Genomic DNA, 20,513 nt, shown 5'->3' with positions numbered 1-20,513 from the left:
GGATCGGCCCGCACGTCAAAACTCTGCCGGTCGCGAAACGACAGCTCCGAATCCCGGACAGATCACGCGTGCCCGGGATAATCGGTCCCGTCGCAGGCAGGCATCGTGCCCCGGTCACTCGATCGAGAGGCTCGCCGCCGCGGCGCACCGGCGTGCTCTCGACCCAGCGGAAGGTAACAGTAACGGTTCCGTTACTCAAGCGGATGTCGGAGTCGGGCGTGCCGGTTTGTCCGCCACCGGTGCGAGAAAGCTGTGCACCACGCTCACGATGTGAGCAAGACGTTCCTCGCCGATCGCCGGGTTCGCCGCTGCGGGACCGAAGGTCGCCGCGATCGTGTGCTTGTTCGCGACGGAGAACCAGCACATCGCCGAGATCGAGATCCACAATTGCACCGGGTCGATGCCGGAGCGGAACTCGCCACTGGCCTCGCCGCGCCGCACGATGTCTTGTATCAACTCGACCAGGGACGACCGGAGACGCGGCAGCTGCTCGGAGGCGGCGATGTGCTCGGCCTTGCACAGGTTCTCGGTCGATACGAGCGAGATGAAGTCCTCGTGCTCGAGATAGTACGTCCAGGTAAACCGGATCAGTTGGGTGATGGCGTCCCGGGGCGCCAGGCGCTCCAGGCCAAGGCCCTGCTCGGCCTGGCGCATCGCCGCGTAGGCGGTCTCGAGCACGGTTCGGAACAGCTCGTCCTTGCCGCCGAAGTGGTGGTAGACGAGGCGCTTGTTGGTCTTGGCGGCCTCGGCGATGTGCTCGATCTTGGCGCCGGCGAAACCCTCCCGCACGAAGACCGCGTGGGCGGCTTCGAGGATGCGCTGGCGCGTGTTCATCGAGCGCTCGGCCTGGCTGCCGGGCCGATGCGGCCTACCGGTCGTGTCCGCCCCGGGGCCGCCTTCCCGGCCCGTGGGCGCGCGGTCTGTCGTCTTCATCCCGTCCATCCGCGGCGAACGTTTCACCCGCCGGCGCGGGACGGCTCCCGTCCTAGCCGGGCGAGATGGCGCGAACAACCGTCGGAACTCTTTCCGGTCGCGGGCCTCGTGAAGGAACGTTCCGGTCATCGCACCGGGTGTCCTGCGATCAGGCGAGACCGAGGAAGACCGCGAGCGAGCGGGTCACCGGCAGCAGGCGCTCATCGTCGAGAGGCGACATCACCACGAAGTTCGTGACAAGGGCGGCCGGACCGCGCGGGCCGCGGCACAATCCGTTATGCAAAGCCTTGCGGGGGCCGATAGTCCATCGGCCACACGGCTTTCCTGTTCGCGGAACTTTCATGCTGAACACCGGTTCGAACGCACCAGCCGAGGACACCAAGAGCCTCGAACGCGCCCTCGGTCACCAGATCCGCGTCCTTCGCCGGGAACGGGAGTTGTCCGTGGCCGATCTCGGCGCGGCGGCCGGCATCTCGTCGGGCATGGTCTCGAAGATCGAGAACGGGCAGATCGCGCCCTCGCTCGCCACCATCAACGCGGTCGCGCAGGCCCTCAACGTCCCGATCACGACCCTCTTCGCCGCCTTCGAAGAGAGCCGGGACTGCTCCTACGTGCGCAAGGGCACCGGCGTCGTCATTGAGCGTCGGGGCACCAAGGTTGGGCATATCTACGAATTGCTCGGCGCCGGGATCCGCGGGAATACCGTGCTGGAGCCTTATCTCATCACCCTGGAGCATGATGCTGAGGTCTATACCGGCTTTCGCCATGCAGGGATCGAGTTCATCTACATGCTGACCGGCGAGGTCATCTACCGTCATGCCGGCCACGACTACCACCTGAAGCCCGGCGACTCGTTGCTCTTCGATGCCGAGGCGCTGCACGGCCCGCAGACCCTCGTGGAGCGGCCGATGACGTACCTCTCGATCATCGCTTATCCGCGTCCGTAAGGGCGCACGCGGGCGGCCGCACGGCGGTCCCGGCACCGTTCGGCCCGCCGACCGCGCGTTTGCGTCGGCAAAGGCCGTCCTGGCTCCGATCTCGGAGGCCGGAAGGGCAGTCTCCCGGAGCGGGTCGGCTGCGTGGTCGAAAAGGCCACATCCGAAGCCAGCACGCCCGGATGCCGACGCGCCGGTGCAGGTCCATGCGCTTTGGGCTCATGCCTTCGCCGACCTAAGCAGACTTGCGTTGGCAGGCCAACGCTTCGCCCGCTTAGGTCCTTGTCGTGTCGCAGATTTTTGCCGCCGAACCGGTGTCCACTTCGGCGAAATCTGCTTAGCTGTGCAGGAACCGGTCGCCCACGCCCGCTGCGAGATCCGGGCCACGGTCGGCCTCGTGCCGGTCCGTCATCCTCTGCGACACCGCGGCAGCTCGCGTCCGACCCACCCCTCCTGCGATCGAGCCGGCGCTGGTGTCCGGGCGGGTCTTTCGCGCCTGCGCCGTCGGTCTGGCCTGCGACGGCTCGAACCGGTCGCCCAGGCTTCCGGTGAGTTTCCTGTAGAGAAATTTTTGTTATAACTGGTTGACGAGATCCCGACGCTATGCGATCGATATTCCATCATATGAGATGGGGATCGCCAGCCCATGTGTGGGATCGTCGGCCTTTTTCTAAAGAATTCGAAGCTGGAACCACAGCTGGGATCTCTTCTTTCCGCAATGTTGGAAACGATGACGGAGCGGGGTCCCGACAGCGCTGGCTTTGCCATCTATGGATCTGATGTCCTCGGTGTGAAGTTGACCTTGCGCGGGCCGGATCCGGCGACCCTGGCCGGAGTGATCTCCGACCTGGAGACTGCAACCGGCCATTCCTGTCAGAAAAGTCCACGCGACACCCATACGGTGTTGTCGGTCCCGGCCGGCGCCGAGGCGGAGGTGCGTGCCTGGCTCGCCGCGAAGGCCCCCGGCATCGACGTCGTGTCGGCCGGGCAGCGGATGGAGATCTACAAGGAGGTGGGGCTGCCCGCCTCCGTCGCCGAGCGGTTCGACCTCGCCGGCATGTCGGGGAGCCACGGCATCGGCCATACCCGCATGGCGACCGAGAGCGCGGTGACCACGAACGGCGCCCATCCGTTCTCGACCGGGCTCGACGAGTGCCTCGTGCACAACGGCTCCTTGTCGAATCACAACGACCTGCGCCGCCGGCTGAGCCGCGAGGGGCTGACCTTCGCCACGCGGAACGACACCGAGGTGGCGGCCGGCTATCTCACCTGGCGGATGCGCGAGGGCGCCAGCCTCGGTCAGGCGCTCCAGTCGAGCCTGACCGACCTCGACGGCTTCTTCACCTTCGTCGTCGGGACCAGGACGGGCTTCGCCGTCCTGCGCGATCCCATCGCCTGCAAGCCCGCCGTCATGGCCGAGACGGACGATTACGTCGCCTTCGGATCCGAATACCGCGCCCTCGTCGACCTGCCCGGCATCGCGGCGGCCCGGGTCTTCGAGCCCGAGCCGGCCAAGGTCTATGCCTGGGAGCGCCACTGATGCCGACCTTCGACCTGCGTACCGCCTCCCTGCGTGCGTTGAACGGAGCGCTCCACGCCCTCCGGCCCGATACCAACGAGACCCAGTGGACGGTCGTGAACCCCGACGGGCGGCACGCCATCGCGGTGGGCCTCGACGCCCCGATCCAGGTCGAGATCGAGGGGAACGTCGGTTATTACTGTGCGGGAATGAACAAGCAGGCGAGCGTCGTGATCGACGGTCATGCCGGCGTCGGCGTCGCCGAGAACATGCTCTCCGGCTTCGTCCATGTTCGGGGCGATGCGAGCCAGTCGGCCGGAGCCACCGCCCATGGCGGCATGCTCCTGATCGACGGCAATGCCGGCGCACGCTGCGGCATCTCGATGAAGGGCGTCGACATCCTGGTGAAGGGATCGATCGGTCACATGTCGGCCTTCATGGCCCAGGCCGGCACGCTGACGGTGCTGGGGGATGCGGGCGAGGCGCTCGGCGACTCGCTCTACGAGGCCCGGCTCTACGTGCGCGGCACGGTGGCGAGCCTCGGTGCCGACTGCATCGAGAAGGAGATGCGCGACGAGCACCGTGAGCAGCTCTTCGCCAAGCTCAAGGCCGCGGGTCTCGCCGGCGAGGTCGATCCCGGGGAGTTCCGCCGCTACGGGTCCGCGCGCGCGCTCTACCACTTCCACGTCGACAACGCCGGAGCCTACTGATGGCCGAGACTTCCAAGGCCCCGCGCACGACCCCGCGCTACTCGGCCACCTTCTCGCCCGAGGTCATGTCGGAGATCCGCCGGGCGGCGGCGACCGGCATCTACGACATCCGCGGTGCCGGGGCGAAGCGCAAGCTCCCGCATTTCGACGACCTCTTGTTCCTCGGCGCCTCGATCAGCCGCTATCCCCTGGAGGGCTACCGCGAGCGTTGCGGCACCGAGGTGGTGCTGGGCGACCGCTTCGCGAGCAAGCCGATCCGCCTGAGGACCCCGGTGACGATCGCGGGCATGAGCTTCGGTTCGCTCTCGGCCAACGCCAAGGAGGCGCTCGGCCGGGGCGCCACCCTCGCCGGCACCTCGACCACCACCGGCGACGGCGGCATGACCGCCGAGGAGCGAGGCCATTCGCAGACCCTGGTCTACCAGTACCTGCCCTCGCGCTACGGCATGAACCCGGACGACCTGCGTCGGGCCGACGCCATCGAGGTGGTGATCGGCCAGGGCGCCAAGCCCGGCGGCGGCGGCATGCTGCTCGGCCAGAAGATCACCGAGCGGGTCGCCGGCATGCGCTGCCTGCCCCCAGGCGTCGACCAGCGCTCCGCCTGCCGCCACCCGGACTGGACCGGCCCGGACGATCTCGCGATCAAGATCGAGGAGCTGCGCGAGATCACCGACTGGGAGAAGCCGATCTACGTCAAGGTCGGGGCCTCGCGGCCCTACTACGACACCGCGCTTGCGGCGAAATCGGGCGCCGACGTCGTGGTGCTCGACGGCATGCAGGGCGGTACCGCCGCGACGCAGGACGTGTTCATCGAACATGTCGGCATCCCGACCCTGGCGGCCATTCGACCCGCCGTTCAGGCGCTCCAGGATCTCGGGCTTCACCGCAAGGTGCGGCTCGTCGTCTCCGGCGGTATCCGGTCGGGCGCCGACGTCGCCAAGACGCTGGCGCTGGGGGCGGATGCGGTGGCGATCGGAACCGCGGCGCTCGTCGCGCTGGGCGACAACGACCCGCGCTGGGAGGCCGACTACGAGGCACTCGGCACCACGGCCGGTGCCTATGACGACTGGCACGAGGGCCGGGACCCCGCCGGCATCACCACGCAGGATCCCGAGCTCGCCCGGCGGCTCGATCCGGAACTGGCCGGGCGGCGCCTCGCCAATTTCCTCGCGGTCATGACGCTGGAGGCGCAGACCATCGCCCGGGCCTGCGGCAAGAGCCATCTGCACAATCTCGAACCGGAGGATCTCGTCGCGCTGACGATCGAGGCCGCCGCCATGGCGCAGGTGCCCCTCGCCGGGACCGGCTGGATCCCCGGCAAGACGCTGCTCTGAGCGAGGGGGCCGCCCTCGGGCGGCCCCGCCCCATCCCGATCGTGGTCGCCTCTGCCGAGGGTTCAAGCGATGTCGTTCGATGTGTCGACCGCCGCCAGGGAGCGCGGCATCAAGTATTTTCTGGTCTCGTACACCGATCTCTTCGGCACGCAGCGGGCCAAGCTCGTGCCGGCCCCGGCAATCGCGGAGATCTGCCGGGACGGTGCGGGCTTTGCCGGCTTCGCCACCTGGCTCGACATGAGCCCCGCCGATTCCGACCTCGTCGCCATTCCCGATGCCGAGAGGCTGATCCAGCTTCCCTGGCGGCCCGAGGTCGGCTGGCTCCCCGCCGATCTCGCCATGGGTGGCAAGCCGGTGGAGCAGGCGCCGCGCAACGTCCTCAAGCGGCTGATCGCCGATGCGGCAGGCGATGGTCTCCAGATGAAGACCGGCGTCGAGTGCGAGTTCTTCCTGATCACGGCCGATGGTGCCGAGCCGGCGGACACGTCCGACCGGCAGATGAAGCCCTGCTACGATCAATCGGCCCTGATGCGCCGCTACGATGTCATCGCCGAAATCTGCGACGCGATGCTGGCACTCGGCTGGAAGCCGTATCAGAACGATCACGAGGACGCGAATGGCCAGTTCGAGATGAACTGGGATTACGACGATGCCCTCGTCACGGCCGACCGCCACGCCTTCTTCAAGTACATGACCCGGTCGATCGCCGAGAAGCACGGGCTGCGGGCGACCTTCATGCCCAAGCCGTTCATGGACCTGACCGGCTCGGGCTGCCACGCCCACGTCTCGCTGTGGCGCGACGGGCGCAACGTCTTCGCCGACCGCTCGGACGAACTCGGCATGTCGCCGGAAGGCTACCACTTCATCGGCGGCCTGATCCATTCCGCCGACGCCCTGGCGGCGATCACCAATCCGTGCGTGAACTCCTACAAGCGGATCAATGCGCCGCGGACGACGTCCGGCGCGACCTGGGCCCCGAACACGGTGACCTATTCGGGCAACAACCGCACGCACATGATCCGGATTCCCGGACCGGGACGCTTCGAGTTCCGCCTCGCGGACGGGGCGGTGAATCCCTACCTGCTCCAGGCCGCGATCCTCGCCGCCGGCCTCGACGGCATCCGCAACCGCCGCGATCCGGGACCGCGCCTCGACATCAACATGTATACCGAAGGCCATCTGGTCGAGGGCTTCAAGCAGCTTCCCCTCAACATGCTGGACGCCATGCGGGCCCTGGCCAACAACGACGTGCTGCACGACGCCCTCGGCTCGTTCGTCCCGAGCTATCTCAAGCTCAAGAACGAGGAATGGAACGCCTATTGCCGTCATCTGACGCAATGGGAGCGGGATACGACGCTCGATTGCTGATCCTGCAACCAGCCCCGGGCCGTGCCCTGTCGCTGGCCGTCGCTATCGGAGCGGTTGCCTTGGCCGAACCGCCGATCGACGCGGGGGCCGCCTTGGATCTCATCCATGCCTGACGCCGACGATCGTCGAGCACGGATTGCCGTTCCGGTTAACCAGCGCCTCAAGCGCGTGCGTCAACGCATCGATCCCCGTCGCGACCGTCACGACGGAGGGGCAGGTCAGCGTCAGCTCGAAATTCGACGTCCACCCAGGGATCTCACGAGAGCGGGCAGACGGAAGCGTGATCCACCGCCGATCACGAGCTCCCTGGGCATCAGAATGTGATTGGTCACACCGTCTCTTCCGCCAAGGAGCGCCCGCGCCGCGTGACTGCGCGGTCGAGCGCGATCATCGGGCGTCCAGCGGCCGCCCAGGGTCGCTCCTCTCGGCGCATCCGTCGACGTCGCGTAGGCCTTGCCGAACCGCTTCTCGATCTGCCGCTGCACGAAATCCCGTGCGGTTGAGTGCGAATCGGACGGCATCGGCAGGGTTGCTTCGGAGTTATCAGCCAAGCGAAGCAGCGTCATTCTCATCACTGCATCATACATTTCACGCATCCGACTGACGCACGCTTACTGAGTGTCAGGCATCTTGCGCTCGTTAGATGGAGTATGACCGAATCGCGCGCGATAGCTTCGCGAGAACTGCCCGGCACCGGAGAAACCGGATGCCATCGCAATGCGTCCCATGCTCATCGTGCTTTGGCGCAGAAGCCGCTGGGCGTGATCGAGCCGCAAATTTCTGTAGTGCTCGGAGAAGCTGATGCCCATCTTGTCGCGGAACAGGCGATCGAGATGACGTTCGCTCAGGCCGCCAAGCGCTGCCATCTCTCTGCGATCCATGGGAGCGTCCAGAGTTCTCTCCATGGTCTGCAGGATAGCGAGAAGAACCGGGTGATGAATACCGTACCGCTCGGCCGGTGAGGCGCGTTGCGGATCCTCGGGCGCCACCGCAGCCGTATGCAGGAACCAGTCCGAGACCAGAAGCGCGAATTCCCGGCCCCTATCCTCGGTGATGACGGCGAGCATCATGTCGATCGGGGCGACCCCGCCACCGCATGTCATGCGATCTCCCGCGATGACGAAGCGCGCCGATTTGGGGACAAGGTCAGGAAACGCTTCCCTCAGGGCGCCGGCATGTTCCCAGTGGATCGTGAAATCACGATCGGTCAGCAGCCCGGCGGCGGCTATGACGTAAGGACCGCCCGATATGCCGCCGATCCTGGTTCCGCGTCGCGCCAAACGCCTGAGCGTGGCCTGGACCGCCGGCCGGTTCCACGTCTTCGGCTCACCTCCGGCACAGACGAAAACGGCATAGAGCCCGTCGTGATCGCGCGGCAGCGGCTCCACCGGAACCTCCACGCCGGACGACGCCGCCACGCGGCCGGACGGATCCTCGCCGAAGAAGCGCATGCGATAAAGCGTGTGGCCCGCCAGCCGGTTGGCGGCACGAAAAGGCTCGCTCGCCGAAGCGAACGACATGAGAGCAAAGCCCGGCAGTAGGATGAACCCAATCTGCCGATCAGGCGGTGCGGTCACAGCGGGACGATGGTCTTGCTGGCGCGTCACGTTAAAAATGCGTCTGTGGGTGCAAAATCTGGCCGGTCAGTCTGCGGCATAGTACGACCGTTGCCGCCAGTCACCATGGAACGTCGCCAATGCCCGGCCCCGTCGTCGACGCCGTACAATCCAGCCCCCGCCAGCCCAAACGTGCGGACGTCGTGATCGTCGGCGCGGGCATCGTCGGCGTCTCCACGGCGTTGGAACTCGCCGAGCGCGGATTGTCGGTCGTCGTCTGCGAGAAGGGCATCGTCGCCGGCGAGCAATCGAGCCGCAACTGGGGCTGGGTGCGCCTGTCGCGCCGCGATCCGCGAGAAATCGACCTGATGGCGACGTCGATCCGCATCTGGGAGGGGCTTTCCGAGCGCATCGGCCACGATGTCGGCTATCGGCAGTGCGGAATCGTCGTGCCGTTTCACTCGCCGGAATTTCGCGACGCCAACATGGAGTGGCTCAAATATATCGAGAACACGCAGCATCGCGTCGCGACGATCGGCAATGATCGCGTGGCGGACCTCGTGCCGGGCATGAACCTCGCTTTCGACGAGGCTCTCTACTCACCGACGGATGGGCGGGCCGAGCCGCAGAAAGCGGCCCCGGCCATCGCCCGCGCGGCACAGGCCCTCGGAGCGACGATCCTGACGAACTGCGCGGTCCGTGCGATCGAGACGCAAGCAGGGCGTGTCAGCGGTGTCGTGACCGAGCGCGGGCCGATCGCGGCGAGCGCGGTCGTGGTCGCGGGCGGGGCATGGTCTCGCCTGCTCCTGCGCGGGATCGGCGTAACGCTTCCCCAGCTCAAGATCCTGAACTCCGTGCTCCGGACCGAACCCGTGTCCGGCGGCCCCGACGTCACGGTGCGCGGGCCCGACTTCTCGGTGCGCAAGCGCCTGGACGGGGGCTATACCGTCTCTACCCTGGCCGCCAACATCTATGACCTAACGCCGGACAGCTTCCGCTTCGCGGCGAAATTCCTGCCGGCCCTGCGGATGGAATGGTCCAGCATGCGACCGCGGATCGGCAAGCGGTTCGTCCAGGAGTGGCGCGAGGCGCGCCGCGGCCGCCCGGGGCAGCCGACGCCGTTCGAGCAAACACGCATCCTCGATCCCGAGCCGGACCAGGGCATGACCGACCGCGCGTTGGCAAAGCTGTCGAAGGCCTTTCCGGCCTTCCAGAACGCGCGCGTCGCCCAGCGCTGGGCGGGCCTGATCGACGTCACGCCGGATGCGGTCCCGGTGATCTCGCCCGTCGGCAGTTGCCCCGGGCTCGTCGTCGCCACCGGCTTCTCGGGCCATGGCTTCGGACTCGGTCCGGGCGCCGGGCGCCTGACGGCGGATCTGGTCACGGGCTCCGAGCCTGTTGTCGATCCCCATGCTTTTCGCTTCGAACGGTTCTCAGATGGCTCCAAGATCATCCCGCTCACGGGGGTTTGACAGGGCTACTCGAGCGCTGTGCGATCGGGCTGCAACGGCCAAGTTGGGTAGGGCGTTGGTTGGCTGGAGGAGCCAGCGATGACGTCACCCTTGTCCGTCGATCTGCGTGAGCGCGTCGTGTCTGCCGTCCTGGCAGGCGCGTCCTGCCGCCAAGCTGGAGAGCGGTTTGAACCGCTCCGGGTTTTTCGGAGGCTCCAACTTCTGAGAGGATGGAGCCCTGACGAAGCGAACAGCCCCGTTTTCCCCCGAGGTGCGCGAGCGCGCGGTGCGGATGGTGCGCGATCAGGAAGGCGAGCATGGCTCGCAGTGGTCGGCGATCCAGTCGATTGCCGCGAAGATCGGCTGCTCGGGCGAGACGCTGCGGAACTGGGTGCGCCAGTCCGAGCGTGATCGAGGTGTGCGACCCGGCCAACCTGCTGTTCCGATGGCGGCGTGCCTTGCTGGCCGAGCAGCAGGCCTCGGCTGCCCCACCGACCTTCATCCCGCTCGCCCTGCCGCCCCGCCCGAAGGGCGGGCGTCCCCGGGTGGACGATCGGGCTGCCCTGACCGGCATCCTGTTTGTGCCGCGCTCGGGCATCCCCCGGGAGATGCTGCCGGCCGAGATGAAGAGCGGCTGCGGCATGAGCTGCTGGCGCCGGCTGCGCGACTGGCAGGCGGCCGGTGTGTGGCGGCGCCTGCATCGGGTGCTGCTCGAATGCTTGCACGCGGCGGGCGAGATCGACGGGAGCCGGGCGGGCGTCGACAGCGCGAGCGTGCCGGTGAAAAAAAGGGGGTCTGCCACCGGCCCGAACCCGATGGATCGCGGTAAGGCGGGGACCAAGCGCCACCTCGTCACCGACGCGCTCGGCACGCCGCTCGGCCTCGTTCTGACCGGCGCCCACGGCCACGACAGCCCGCTGCAGAGTGCGGCGGCAGGAGTGCCGGGCGCGCGGGATCACGCCGCGGATTGCCCGGCGCGGCGTCGAGAGGAGCGACAGGCCGGGGCGGCATCGCTGGGTGGTTGAGCGCAGCCATGCCTGGTTCAACCGCGCCCACCGTTTGCCCGTCCGCTACGAACGCCGCGCCGACATCTACGAAGCCTTCACGTTCCTCCAGGCCAGCCTCATCACCATCCACCAGATCCCAGCGGTTCCGTCAGGGGCTTTTAGACTGACGGCATGACGGCGATAGCCTCGATCTCGATACCGAATGGCATCCGCCAAGGTTTGATCGCTAGAGACGTTCTAGCCGGGTTGTCACCCTTGAAGTAGCTTGCGTAAACTTCGTTTACGATCTTCATCGCATCCGGGTCCGTGACATAGACAGTCGTCTTGAGGATATGATCGAGGTCGGAGCCTGCAAAAATCAAAGAATACCTCAGCGCATTGAGCGAAGCGTGCGTCTGCTCTTCCATCGAGCCGGACACGAACGCGCCCGTGTTCACGTCGATGGGAGGCATCCCGCACGAGTAGAGCAGCTCACCGCAGCGAACCAGTGCCGACGTGGGAACGCCCAGGCTACGGATCGCAGCTGATACCAAGGGCACCTCAATGATCTCTCGTTTCATTTAAATCTTCCTGTGAGTGGGTCGGAGAGCTCGTGATGAGGCTCCGAATGCTATGCGCCGAGGCAACGCATGTAATGAGCTATTTCAACGCTGAAGCTAATCGACATCAGACTGGCGTTGCCGCCAGCGGCTGCCGTGTTCGTCGAGACGGTGCACTCTTCCAAGAGGCAATTGAGGTCGTAATCGTCGCCCGCCGCGAGTGCATTGCTCGTCGCCGCCTGGACGGTGACGATAGATCCTTCCCGCTCCGAAACCTCATGCAGGAGCGAACGTAGTCCATCAGCCGGAGGCGCGGCCGCCGGGAGCAGATCACGCACGCATTCGCGCTCGCATCGGCGATAGACGGCCGTGATGGCTGCCCGGAAGCCGTGGTGCCACCGGCATTGCACTTCGACGCGGTCGAACGGCTCCGCCGACGAAAATTGCGAGGTCGACGGCGCGCTCATCTCTCAGATCCGACCCAGACTAGAGCATTTTCCGACGAAGCGGATGCCGGTTCGTCAAAGAAAATGCGGCAAAACAAAGACTTAGAGAGCTTCGTGATTGCAACGCGATCGTGAAGCGCTCTAGACGTCGCCATTTGAGATGATGTTACGCTTAACAGTCTCTGCCAGCAGGACGAGAGCCACACCAGAGAGAGCCGCCGTGACAATCATGAACCAGGCGACCGACGACCCGCGTCCCGTTAGCGACAGGAGCCATGTCGTCACCACGGGTGTCGTGGCGCTTCCGAGCAGACCGGCCAACATGTAGCTCACGGAGAGACCCGAATACCGCACTTTGGTTCCGAATAGTTCCGAAAGAAACGTCGCGATTGGTCCGTAATTCGCGGCAAAGGCCGACATCATGAGCAGGTATGCAATGAGGGCACCCCAATACGAGCCAGTATCCATCAACCAGAAGAAGGGGAAGGCGATCACAGCTTCCGCCAGGATGCCAACGAGGATAACTGGGCGTCGGCCGAACTTGTCCGATAGCCAACCAAAGAAAGGGAGCAAGAATAGGCACGCAAAACAAGAAATCAAGATGATAGACAGTATGGCGTTCTGCGAGAACGACAGCGATTTAGTCCCATAGCTCAGTCCAAAGGCAATGATCAGGTTGAATGAAGATCCGGTCGACATCGTTGCCACTCCGCCGAGTACTACCGTCTTCCAGGATCTCCGCATAAGGTCGATGAAGGGGATTTTTACTTCCGTCGCAGCCTCCTTCTGGGCGGCGGTGAATGCAGGCGTTTCGGAGATGTTGAGGCGGATATAGAACCCTACGACGACCAGTAGAATGCTGGCCAGGAATGGAATTCGCCAACCCCATGACGTTAGGGCTTCCGGAGAAACCGAATAGGTGACGACCAGGAAGGCTAAGTTGGCCAGCAACGTCCCGGCAGGAACTCCGATCTGCACCCATGATCCGTAGAGCCCGCGCTTGTCCTGGGGAGCGTGCTCGACAGCCATCAGGACTGCGCCTCCCCACTCGCCGCCAAGAGCGAGACCCTGCGTAACGCGCAAGATCAGTAGAAGGATGGGAGCCCAGATCCCGATCGCATTGTAATCTGGTAGCAAGCCGATTGCGAAGGTTGCGGCTCCCATCAGCATAAGCGAGAACAGGAGCATCGATTTCCGCCCGATCCGGTCTCCAAAGTGACCGAACAACGCCGCGCCCAGCATTCGGGCGACATAGGCCGACGCGAAAGTGCCGAATGCCAGCAAAGTACCAATTAGCGGGACAAAATTAGGAAAAAATACCTTGTTAAGGACAAGAGCCGATGCTGTAGCGAAGATGTAAAGGTCGTACCACTCCACCGTCGTTCCAATAACGCTTGCAATAGCGACTTTTCGACTGCTCAGCATTCTGGATTTTCCCAATGAAATAGTGCTTCTTTTCGCAATGTCTTCCATCGGACGTCTCCTGAAGCCGTCTCGTCTCACGCCGAGACCATGTTCGAGTTAGAAAGATTGTCGACCCGTCATACCGGCGTGGTCGGCCCGCCTGGCAATCAGTCACGCCTTGCGCGAACCGTTTTGGGGCTGCGCTACGCTCCCCAGACGTCGCGCAAAAACTGCACCCAGTTTTTCCCGAGAACCCGCTGGATGCGCTCTTCGGACCAGCCGCGCCGCTCCATGGCAGCGGTAATATTCGGGAACTCACTGGAGCGACAGTATCCCCCGAGTTCAAGGGCCTCCCCGAAATCGACGAGTTTGCGCCCATCGCCTTTGTCGCGATTGATCCAGTCGAAGAACGCCGGCGGCTGATCCTGTGTAAGGTCGGTACCGAGACCGACGCGTTCCTCTCCAACGAGTTTGATTGTGTATTCGACCGCCTCGATGTAATCGTCGACAGTGGATTCCTTTCCGCGAGCTAGAAAGGCGGGAAACATCGTCACTCCGACGAATCCTTCCTTAGAGGCGATTAGTTTCAGCTCTTCATCCGATTTATTTCTCGGATGATTTTTTAGTCCCGCTGGGGCGCAATGAGTGTAGGCGACCGGTTTCTTGGACGCGAAAATCGCGTCGCGGGCAGTGTCACGAGCTACATGGCTGAGGTCGACCAAAACGCCCGACGCGTTCATTGCGGCAATCAGGTCGTGTCCATAGTCAGTGAGGCCGCGATCCACCGATTCGTAGCAGCCCGAGCCGACGAGGTTCGCAGTATTGTACGTGAGCTGCGCTACGCGAACCCCGAGCTTCGCGAAGAGCGGAACATAATCGATGACATCTCCGTAACCGCTGGTGTTCTGCCATCCCAGAATGATCCCGACCTTCCCATCTTCCTTAGCTTTGAGGATGTCGGAAGTATCGTGAACTTGGGTAAGGATGTCGGAGTTCTCGTCAAAGAAGCGCAGCCATCGTGCCACGTTACGCATCGTGGGCTCAAACCCTTCCCAGATGCTGCAGGTGCAGTTGGCGGCCGTGAGGCCACCCGCACGCATGTCCTCGAACACTGGTCGGGTGAAATTGGAGATGACGAGCCCGTCGACGACGATCGATCGCTGGTGCAAACTGGCCATTGCTTCTCTCTTAGACGCCGAAGATTGACGTGCCTCCTGACGCCTTGTTCGCTGTCAGGTGATTTTGCTTCCTAACCGATCTTCTCGGCAGCTCATCAGGTCTTCCGATGAGCAGATCTTGCCAGATCATTGACTGCGCGCAGGCGAGACGGCTGGCTCGGTAGCACTGCCGTTGCGAGTTTCCGAGAAGCGAGTAATGTGCCGATGCATGCACAAACTACACACCCTTTCCCGTTAGTCAACAAAATTTCCGATAGGAATTTCGCATGGCACGTCCCGGCACGGCAGGTGGTGGCAAGCCTCGGTCAGATGAAGCCTTTGCCGCCCGGGTGAAGGCGCTTCGCCAGGCACGCGATCTCACAATGCACGAGGTTGCCCAGGCCGCCGGACTTGCTCCCTCCACGATTTCTAAGATCGAGCAAGGCCGTCTTTCTCCGACCTACGAAAACATCCTGAAGCTTGCGGCTGGGTTGCAGGTCGATGTTGCGGAACTGTTTGGCGATTCGAGCAGCCCTATGTCGTTTGGGCGCAGGAGCGTCACGCGAGCCGGCGCTGGTGCGAGGCTATCGACAGCTCAGTATGACTACGAAATGCTCTGCCCAGACCTTGCAAAAAAGATTTTTACACCTCTTCTAACCACAATTAAAGCCCGATCATCTAAAGAATTTCCTGGTTATATACAACATGCCGGCGAGGAGTTTATCTATGTTATATCAGGAACCGTAGAATTAAAAACGGATACGTATCAGCCGCTCGTGCTTGAACAGGGAGATTGTTGCTATTTCGATAGTATGATGGGGCACTTATGTGTATCTACCGGGGACAAAGAAGCGGTGGTGCTCTGGGTTTGCTCTCAGGTATTTTTCGCGGAGCTAGAGAGTGTCATAGATCCACAGATCTCACTCGTCCAGCCGTTACCGGTCACGCGCATCATTGGCCCCAAGAACACGATCGCGCGTGAAAAGAAGTAGTTACCGAAACCGAGCACTGTGTTGTAGCCCATAAACTGATATGAAGCGCAAGAACGCGCGTGGCTACGGCTTTCGCGGCGTCCGAAAATTCCAGATCCGCCAGAGCTGCGGCCAACAACAACTGGTATCGGCAAGGGCCCGACGCTCATGATCGGGCCGGCGATAGCGATGCCGTGAACCGGCATACGGACCCCATGCCCAGTCTCCGACACCCGGTTCATCCATCCACGGGGGCGTCTCACTCGATCACGTACTCGAGCAGCCCCGGCAGCAGGTAGACCGAACCTTGGCCTTGGCGCAGGCGGTAGCCCTCACCCGCTCCCTTGAGGATCCATGCGCCCGCACGTTCGAAGCGCCGCAACACCTTGCGATCAATCACGATGAACTTCAGACAGGTGAGGACGACGAGGCGCCCGCCCTTGTCGATATATTCTCGTACCTGGGAAAGATTGTTCGCAGGAACCGGCCTGATGTCATTCATCACTCGTCTCCACGATTCTCTTTCTGATCGACCCGAACGGGCAGGAACGGACACGAAGCTTCGGCTCATGTCAGTTCCGGGGCCACCACTCCGCGGCGATGAGGTCGTCCATGTCATGATCGTCATGAGCCGGGCCGTCCTCGCCGCCGAGGAAGGCCGTAAGAGCCTCGACCTCCTCCTCTGCCGCCGGCCCGCTGAGGAACTCCGGCAGCGCGACGTCCTCGGCCGCCATCGGCTCGCCGGCCGCGACGGGATCGCCGGCGTCCCGAGCGACCTCGGTGGTAATTCCGGTGGTCCGCATGATCTCGGGTAGCCAGCCGGTGCCGGCGATCAGACGCTCGGCCTCGCACGCCATGTCGCCCTTCTTCACGCCCTCGAGCAGCCACGCGGTGTCGTCGCCCTTGCCGGCGTCGGCGAGCGCCTTGAGCGCCCGGTACTGGTCGAGCGGGTGCAGGGCCTCCCGCATCGCGTCTGCGGCGATCGAGTCCTCGGTTGCGCTGATCGCGCGGTCGGCCGCGCGGACGATGCAGGGCACCTTGACGGTCTTGGCCATGCGGCCGGTCGCGACCAGATGCTCCAGCGCCCGGGAGCGGCGCCCACCGGCCGGGACCTCGTAGCGGCCCGCCTCCTGGCCCGCCTCGTCGAGGATCGGGCGCACGCGCAAGCTCTGGAGCAGGCCACAGTGGGCGATGTCGGCGGCGAGGTCCTCGATGCTCATGCCCTCGGCGATCCGCCGCACGTTCGCCTGGGAAAGGCTGAGCTTGTCGATGGGGATCCCGACCGCTTCGGTCAGCATGATCTTGCCGGTGGGGCGGGTACTGCTTCCGAGGGTCATGTCGTAGATGTCCTGGGTCATGCGTGTCGAGCCGGTGCGCGAGGGGCCGAGACCTTCTCTCGACTCGTCGATCCCTCGAAGGCGCGAAGCGGCCCCTCTGACTCTCATCCCGGATCGGCCAGTCTGACGGCGACCCGGCGCGTGTCGGCGTCCTGTGCCAGGCGTGCGATCAGGGCGAGCTCGTCCGGGGAGCATGTGCCCCGCACCTCGAGGTCGACCCGGTGCCCGCTCCGGCCGACGTGGCCGTCGCGCAGGCGGTGGTCCGACGAGGCGGTGAAGCTCTCGTGCGGCTCGATCAGTCACCTGAGCGGCGCTGGCTGAGCGTGGACTTATCAGCCCTGATAGGCGCATGCGGGATTGATCGACACGAGCAGCCTCCAACCACGTTTCGCGGCCATACCGGATCGACGGCCGCGCACCGCAAAACTCCGACAACTGCGAAAACAAGCCCGATATCGTCCTACAACTTGTAGAAACTGCATGTACAAATATTTTTTAAATAAATCTGCGTTAGAATCCCAAGTGTCGGCTCGGCGCCCAAGACCCGGAGCCGCGTTGAGGGAAGGTAACCGTGATCAACCGCAGACATGTCCTCGCCGGCTGCGGCGCAACCCTGTCGACCCTCGGCCTGCCCAAGCCGGCTCGGGCCACCGGACGAGCCAAAGTCATGCGGCTCGTCATCACCAACACCGTCGCCTCGCAGACGGGTCAGGGTGCTACGGTCTTCGCCGAGCGGGTCGCGGCCTCGTCCGGCGGCCGCCTGCGGGTCGAGATCTATCCGGCAGGCGTCGCCGGCGGCGAACTGGAGACGACGCAGGACGTCGCGAAGAACGCCTTGGAGTTCACCATCACGTCGAGCGTCGGCTTCGCGATGGTCGCCCCGAAGCTCGGTGTGTTCGACATCCCTTTCCTGTTCCGTGATATCGCCCACGCGCGGGCGGTCCTCGACGGCCCGGTCGGACAGAAGGCCCTTACGGAAGTCGAGGCCGGCGGCCTCGTCGGCCTTGCCTGGAGCGAGAACGGCCTGCGTCACCTGACGACCGCATCGGTGCCCGTCCGGTCCCCGAAGGATCTCTCCGGGCTGAAGATCCGCGTCCCCCAGTCCGTCGCGATGATCACCGGCTTCAAGACACTCGGCGCCGATGCAAAACCTCTGCCGTTCCCGGATCTCTACGGCGCGCTCAGCGCGGGCGAGTTCCAGGGCCAGGAGAACCCCCTCGGCAACATCGCGGGCGCCAATTTCGATCGGGTGCAGCGGTATCTCAGCCTGACGGGCCACATCTACTCGGCCGCGATGCTGATCATGTCGCGACAGGCCTACGACTCGCTCTCGGAGGACGAGCGGACGATGGTCCGCGCCGCGGCCCGCGCCGCGACCCAAGCCGCCCGGGAGACGGGCGACCGTAACGAGGCACGCCTGACCGCCGAGCTGGGCAAGCGCGGCATGACGGTGATCGCCGACATCGATCGCGCCGCTTTCGCGACGGCCATCCGGGGCGCCGACGCTCAGTTCGAGACGGAATACGGCAAGCCTTTGCTCGAGGCGATCCGCGCTGTCCGCAGCTAGAGCATTTTCCGACGAAGTGGATGCCGGTTCGTCGAAGAAAATGCGTCAAAACAAAGACTTAGAGAGCTTCGCGATTGCAGCGCGATCGTGAAGCGCTCTAGGGGCCCCGGGTCGTCGGAACCCACCTCCGTCCGGGTGGTCCGGCGCAATCTCGCTGAGGCAGTGGCCCCGCAGCCCGTCCAACCGTGTCTGTCCGGTGCGGTGAACCATGCCCGATCAGACCCTCTCCGACCATCGGAATAACCCGCCATGCCCTCCTTCCTCGCCCGCGTCGCCGACAGGCCCATCGGAAGCCGCATCAACCTCGGCTTCGGCCTCGTCCTTTTGCTCTTGTGCGGGATCACGACCTTCAACGGCTTCGGCCTGCACCGCCTCGGCGGTGCCGTATCGGATGTCGCGGCGGCGGCCGGGGCATCGGATGCCCTGTCCGAGTTCGCCAACGGCGTCGCCGATGTCGAGCTGCAGGCAACCCGCTACCTGCGCGCGCCCGGCGGCGCCGAGCTCGTGGCGGCGCGCGGCGCCTACAAGGCCCTGCGCGAGCGCTTCGAGCGCGTCGAGGCGCTGATCGGCGGCGACGCCGCGGCGCTGAAGCGCGAGATCGCCTCCCTCGAGACGAACTTCAACGAGGTCGTCTCCAGCACGCGCCAACGGGAAGCCGGCCTGGCCGGCCTGACCGCGGCGACGGCCCGGCTGACCAACTTCACCAACACCCTGACGACCCAGATGGCCGCCGCCGCCGATCCGTCGAGCGACGTCGCCCTGCGGCTCCAGCAGGCGGTGCAGTCGCTCGCGGCCTCGGCCCGTCGCTACGCTCAGCGGCCCAATGCCGGAGAGGCCGATATCCTGGCCGCCGAGCAGGAGCGCGTCCGGCGGGGCATGGCGGAACTCAAGGCCAATCCGCCGGTCGGGACGACGGCACGGGATCTGGCGTCGGGTCTCCCGGCCGCGGTCGAGCGGCTGCTGACGACGAGCGACGCCGCCGCGACCGCCGCCCAGGCCTTCGACCGGAACGTGGCGACGTGGATCCGGACGGCCGGCGAGGCCAGTACGGCAGCAGCGAGCCTGCGCACCGGTATGCTCGAGTCGCGCAACGGCCAGATCCAGTCCGCGCAACAGGCGGTGGCGCAGAGCCAGACCGTGGGCGCGCTCGTCTCGGTCCTCGCCCTCGCCCTCGGCGCGGCCGCGGCCCTGTGGCTCGGCCGTTCGATCAGCCGTCCACTGCTGACGCTCGATCGCTCCGTCCAGGCGATCGCCGCCGGAGATCTCGCCGTCGCGGTCGAGGGCCGCGAGCGTCGGGACGAGATCGGCGCCCTGGCGCGGGCCCTCGACGTGTTCAAGGCCAACGCGCTGGCCCGCCGCGAGCTCGAGCGCCAGAACGCCGCCGAGCAATCGGCGCGTCAGCGCCGGGCCGATCGCGTGGATGGACTGGTGCGCGACTTCCAGCGCAAGGTCGCTCAGTCGCTCGAGATCGTGACCTCCGCCGCGACCGAGCTCGACTCGACGGCCCGGGTGATGACCCAGGTCGCCAACGGCACCAACGGGCAGGCCCTCGCCTCGAGTGCCGCGGCGGAGGAGACCTCCGTCAACGTCCAGACGGTAGCCGCCGCCGCCGAGGAGATGGTCGCGTCCCTCCGGGAGATCGAGCGTCAGGTGCTGCGCTCCAACGAGGTCGCCGCCCATGCCGCCCACGAGGCGGAGGCCACCGGCGGAGCGATGGCGGCGCTGGGCGAGGCCGCGGATCAGATCGGGGCGGCGGTGACGACGATCGCGTCGATCGCGGGCCAGACCAACCTGCTCGCGCTCAACGCCACGATCGAGGCGGCCCGTGCCGGGGAAGCCGGCCGCGGCTTCGCGGTGGTGGCCGCCGAGGTGAAGACGCTGGCCGGCCAGACCGCTCGGGCGACCGAGGAGATCTCCGGACAGATCGCTGCGATCCAGGGCGCGAGCGCTCGGGCGGCGGAAGCGATCCGGCGGATCGGGACGACGATCGGCGCGATCAACGAGATCTCCGGCACGATCGCCACGACGGTCACCCAGCAGACCGCGGCGACGACCGAGATCTCGCGCAATGCCGGCGAGGCGGCGCGCGGAACCCAGGACGTGTCGGCCAATGTCGCCCAGGTGCTGGCCTCCTCCGGCGAGACCGGCAGCGCGGCCGCCCAGGTGCTCGCAGCCGCCGCCGAGCTGGCCGTTCAGTCCCTCACCGTCAAGCAGGAGGTCGACACCTTCCTGGGCAACATCCAGGCGGCGTGAGCCGCCCCTACGACGGCGGAAGACTG

18 protein-coding genes and 2 pseudogenes are annotated in these 20,513 nt (G+C 65.2%); 11 read left to right on the top strand and 9 right to left on the bottom strand.

Annotated features, from left to right (window positions below; translation table 11 throughout):
• Positions 1-195: 195 nt before the first annotated feature.
• Complete coding sequence (locus miv_RS26200; protein WP_082171872.1) at positions 196-1,062, bottom strand: TetR/AcrR family transcriptional regulator; 867 nt, start codon at positions 1,060-1,062, stop codon at positions 196-198.
• 212 nt (positions 1,063-1,274) lie between these two features.
• Here miv_RS26200 and miv_RS26195 point away from each other — a divergent pair, with 212 nt between their 5' ends.
• The 5 genes from miv_RS26195 (at position 1,275) to glnT (ending at position 6,799) form a co-directional block, all read left to right on the top strand.
• The gene (locus miv_RS26195; protein ID WP_048427305.1) at positions 1,275-1,880 is read left to right on the top strand and encodes a helix-turn-helix domain-containing protein; all 606 of its coding nucleotides are present in this window, start codon (positions 1,275-1,277) and stop codon (positions 1,878-1,880) included.
• Between the two features lie 634 nt (positions 1,881-2,514).
• Positions 2,515-3,408: a class II glutamine amidotransferase gene (locus miv_RS26190; protein ID WP_048427306.1), complete on the top strand. Its 894-nt coding sequence runs from the start codon at positions 2,515-2,517 to the stop codon at positions 3,406-3,408.
• Entirely contained in the window at positions 3,408-4,097 is a 690-nt protein-coding gene (locus miv_RS26185) for a protein glxC (protein WP_207179752.1), read from the top strand. The genes miv_RS26190 and miv_RS26185 overlap by 1 nt, the downstream gene beginning before the upstream one ends.
• The gene (locus miv_RS26180; protein WP_207179751.1) at positions 4,097-5,431 is read left to right on the top strand and encodes an FMN-binding glutamate synthase family protein; all 1,335 of its coding nucleotides are present in this window, start codon (positions 4,097-4,099) and stop codon (positions 5,429-5,431) included. The genes miv_RS26185 and miv_RS26180 overlap by 1 nt, the downstream gene beginning before the upstream one ends.
• Before the next feature lie 69 nt (positions 5,432-5,500).
• On the top strand, positions 5,501-6,799 hold the full coding sequence (gene glnT, locus miv_RS26175) for a type III glutamate--ammonia ligase (RefSeq protein ID WP_048427309.1): 1,299 nt from the start codon (positions 5,501-5,503) through the stop codon (positions 6,797-6,799).
• Between the two features lie 224 nt (positions 6,800-7,023).
• Here the strand turns inward: glnT and miv_RS26165 are convergent, their stop codons facing one another.
• Together miv_RS26165 and miv_RS26160 are read right to left on the bottom strand one after the other, a co-directional pair.
• Entirely contained in the window at positions 7,024-7,371 is a 348-nt protein-coding gene (locus tag miv_RS26165) for a hypothetical protein (protein ID WP_207183693.1), read from the bottom strand.
• Positions 7,372-7,410: 39 nt separating this feature from the next.
• Positions 7,411-8,406, bottom strand: a complete 996-nt coding sequence (locus tag miv_RS26160) for a GlxA family transcriptional regulator (RefSeq protein WP_244748711.1) — start codon at positions 8,404-8,406, stop codon at positions 7,411-7,413.
• A gap of 89 nt (positions 8,407-8,495) precedes the next feature.
• Between miv_RS26160 and miv_RS26155 the strand changes: the two genes are divergently transcribed.
• From miv_RS26155 to miv_RS26145, 3 genes and pseudogenes are all read left to right on the top strand, one after another.
• Entirely contained in the window at positions 8,496-9,827 is a 1,332-nt protein-coding gene (locus tag miv_RS26155; RefSeq protein WP_207179750.1) for an NAD(P)/FAD-dependent oxidoreductase, read from the top strand.
• Positions 9,828-10,044: 217 nt separating this feature from the next.
• Positions 10,045-10,236, top strand: a pseudogene (locus miv_RS26150) (transposase); the annotation flags it as partial.
• 28 nt (positions 10,237-10,264) lie between these two features.
• A pseudogene (locus miv_RS26145) lies at positions 10,265-10,988 on the top strand (IS5 family transposase).
• Here miv_RS26145 and miv_RS26140 read toward each other — a convergent pair.
• From miv_RS26140 to miv_RS26125, 4 genes are all read right to left on the bottom strand, one after another.
• Entirely contained in the window at positions 10,972-11,373 is a 402-nt protein-coding gene (locus tag miv_RS26140; RefSeq protein ID WP_207179748.1) for a RidA family protein, read from the bottom strand. The pseudogene miv_RS26145 and the gene miv_RS26140 sit on opposite strands and share 17 nt — an antisense overlap.
• A 50-nt stretch (positions 11,374-11,423) precedes the next feature.
• Positions 11,424-11,819 carry a hypothetical protein gene (locus tag miv_RS26135; protein ID WP_207179747.1) on the bottom strand — a complete coding sequence of 132 codons (396 nt, stop codon included), beginning with the start codon at positions 11,817-11,819 and terminating at the stop codon, positions 11,424-11,426.
• Between the two features lie 120 nt (positions 11,820-11,939).
• Positions 11,940-13,271: an MFS transporter gene (locus miv_RS26130; protein ID WP_207179746.1), complete on the bottom strand. Its 1,332-nt coding sequence runs from the start codon at positions 13,269-13,271 to the stop codon at positions 11,940-11,942.
• A 134-nt stretch (positions 13,272-13,405) separates the two neighbouring features.
• Positions 13,406-14,380 (bottom strand): membrane dipeptidase, encoded by a 975-nt coding sequence (locus tag miv_RS26125; RefSeq protein WP_207179745.1) that lies wholly within the window; start codon positions 14,378-14,380, stop codon positions 13,406-13,408.
• Between the two features lie 266 nt (positions 14,381-14,646).
• Between miv_RS26125 and miv_RS26120 the strand changes: the two genes are divergently transcribed.
• Positions 14,647-15,351, top strand: coding sequence for a helix-turn-helix domain-containing protein (locus tag miv_RS26120; RefSeq protein ID WP_207179744.1), 705 nt, complete (start codon positions 14,647-14,649; stop codon positions 15,349-15,351).
• Positions 15,352-15,589: 238 nt separating this feature from the next.
• On the opposite strand, the gene miv_RS26115 is transcribed toward miv_RS26120, so the two are convergent.
• Together miv_RS26115 and miv_RS33470 are read right to left on the bottom strand one after the other, a co-directional pair.
• A complete protein-coding gene (locus miv_RS26115; RefSeq protein ID WP_207179743.1) occupies positions 15,590-15,832 on the bottom strand; it encodes a hypothetical protein in 243 nt (80 codons plus the stop codon).
• Between the two features lie 70 nt (positions 15,833-15,902).
• Complete coding sequence (locus miv_RS33470; RefSeq protein WP_244748710.1) at positions 15,903-16,688, bottom strand: ParB/RepB/Spo0J family partition protein; 786 nt, start codon at positions 16,686-16,688, stop codon at positions 15,903-15,905.
• A 646-nt stretch (positions 16,689-17,334) separates the two neighbouring features.
• On the opposite strand from miv_RS33470, the gene miv_RS26105 reads away from it, so the two are divergent.
• On the top strand, positions 17,335-18,234 hold the full coding sequence (locus tag miv_RS26105; protein WP_207179742.1) for a TRAP transporter substrate-binding protein: 900 nt from the start codon (positions 17,335-17,337) through the stop codon (positions 18,232-18,234).
• 249 nt (positions 18,235-18,483) lie between these two features.
• Positions 18,484-20,487: a methyl-accepting chemotaxis protein gene (locus miv_RS26100; RefSeq protein ID WP_207179741.1), complete on the top strand. Its 2,004-nt coding sequence runs from the start codon at positions 18,484-18,486 to the stop codon at positions 20,485-20,487.
• Positions 20,488-20,513 lie beyond the last annotated feature (26 nt).

This window comes from Methylobacterium indicum (assembly GCF_017347565.1).
GTDB lineage: Bacteria > Pseudomonadota > Alphaproteobacteria > Rhizobiales > Beijerinckiaceae > Methylobacterium > Methylobacterium indicum.
The sequence above is the reverse complement of the archived record's forward strand: the minus strand, read 5'-3'. Positions and strand labels throughout refer to the sequence as shown.

Bases quoted from the DNA above. Each gene is read 5' to 3' on its own strand.
- glnT (WP_048427309.1), top strand. From the start codon at position 5,501: ATGTCGTTCGATGTGTCGACCGCCGCCAGGGAGCGCGGCATCAAGTAT.
- miv_RS26200 (WP_082171872.1), bottom strand. From the start codon at position 1,062: ATGACCGGAACGTTCCTTCACGAGGCCCGCGACCGGAAAGAGTTCCGA.
- miv_RS26180 (WP_207179751.1), top strand. From the start codon at position 4,097: ATGGCCGAGACTTCCAAGGCCCCGCGCACGACCCCGCGCTACTCGGCC.
- miv_RS26190 (WP_048427306.1), top strand. From the start codon at position 2,515: ATGTGTGGGATCGTCGGCCTTTTTCTAAAGAATTCGAAGCTGGAACCA.
- miv_RS26105 (WP_207179742.1), top strand. From the start codon at position 17,335: ATGCGGCTCGTCATCACCAACACCGTCGCCTCGCAGACGGGTCAGGGT.
- miv_RS26125 (WP_207179745.1), bottom strand. From the start codon at position 14,380: ATGGCCAGTTTGCACCAGCGATCGATCGTCGTCGACGGGCTCGTCATC.
- miv_RS26185 (WP_207179752.1), top strand. From the start codon at position 3,408: ATGCCGACCTTCGACCTGCGTACCGCCTCCCTGCGTGCGTTGAACGGA.
- miv_RS26100 (WP_207179741.1), top strand. From the start codon at position 18,484: ATGCCCTCCTTCCTCGCCCGCGTCGCCGACAGGCCCATCGGAAGCCGC.
- miv_RS26140 (WP_207179748.1), bottom strand. From the start codon at position 11,373: ATGAAACGAGAGATCATTGAGGTGCCCTTGGTATCAGCTGCGATCCGT.
- miv_RS26115 (WP_207179743.1), bottom strand. From the start codon at position 15,832: ATGAATGACATCAGGCCGGTTCCTGCGAACAATCTTTCCCAGGTACGA.
- miv_RS26195 (WP_048427305.1), top strand. From the start codon at position 1,275: ATGCTGAACACCGGTTCGAACGCACCAGCCGAGGACACCAAGAGCCTC.
- miv_RS26130 (WP_207179746.1), bottom strand. From the start codon at position 13,271: ATGGAAGACATTGCGAAAAGAAGCACTATTTCATTGGGAAAATCCAGA.
- miv_RS33470 (WP_244748710.1), bottom strand. From the start codon at position 16,688: ATGACCCAGGACATCTACGACATGACCCTCGGAAGCAGTACCCGCCCC.
- miv_RS26120 (WP_207179744.1), top strand. From the start codon at position 14,647: ATGGCACGTCCCGGCACGGCAGGTGGTGGCAAGCCTCGGTCAGATGAA.
- miv_RS26135 (WP_207179747.1), bottom strand. From the start codon at position 11,819: ATGAGCGCGCCGTCGACCTCGCAATTTTCGTCGGCGGAGCCGTTCGAC.
- miv_RS26155 (WP_207179750.1), top strand. From the start codon at position 8,496: ATGCCCGGCCCCGTCGTCGACGCCGTACAATCCAGCCCCCGCCAGCCC.
- miv_RS26165 (WP_207183693.1), bottom strand. From the start codon at position 7,371: ATGAGAATGACGCTGCTTCGCTTGGCTGATAACTCCGAAGCAACCCTG.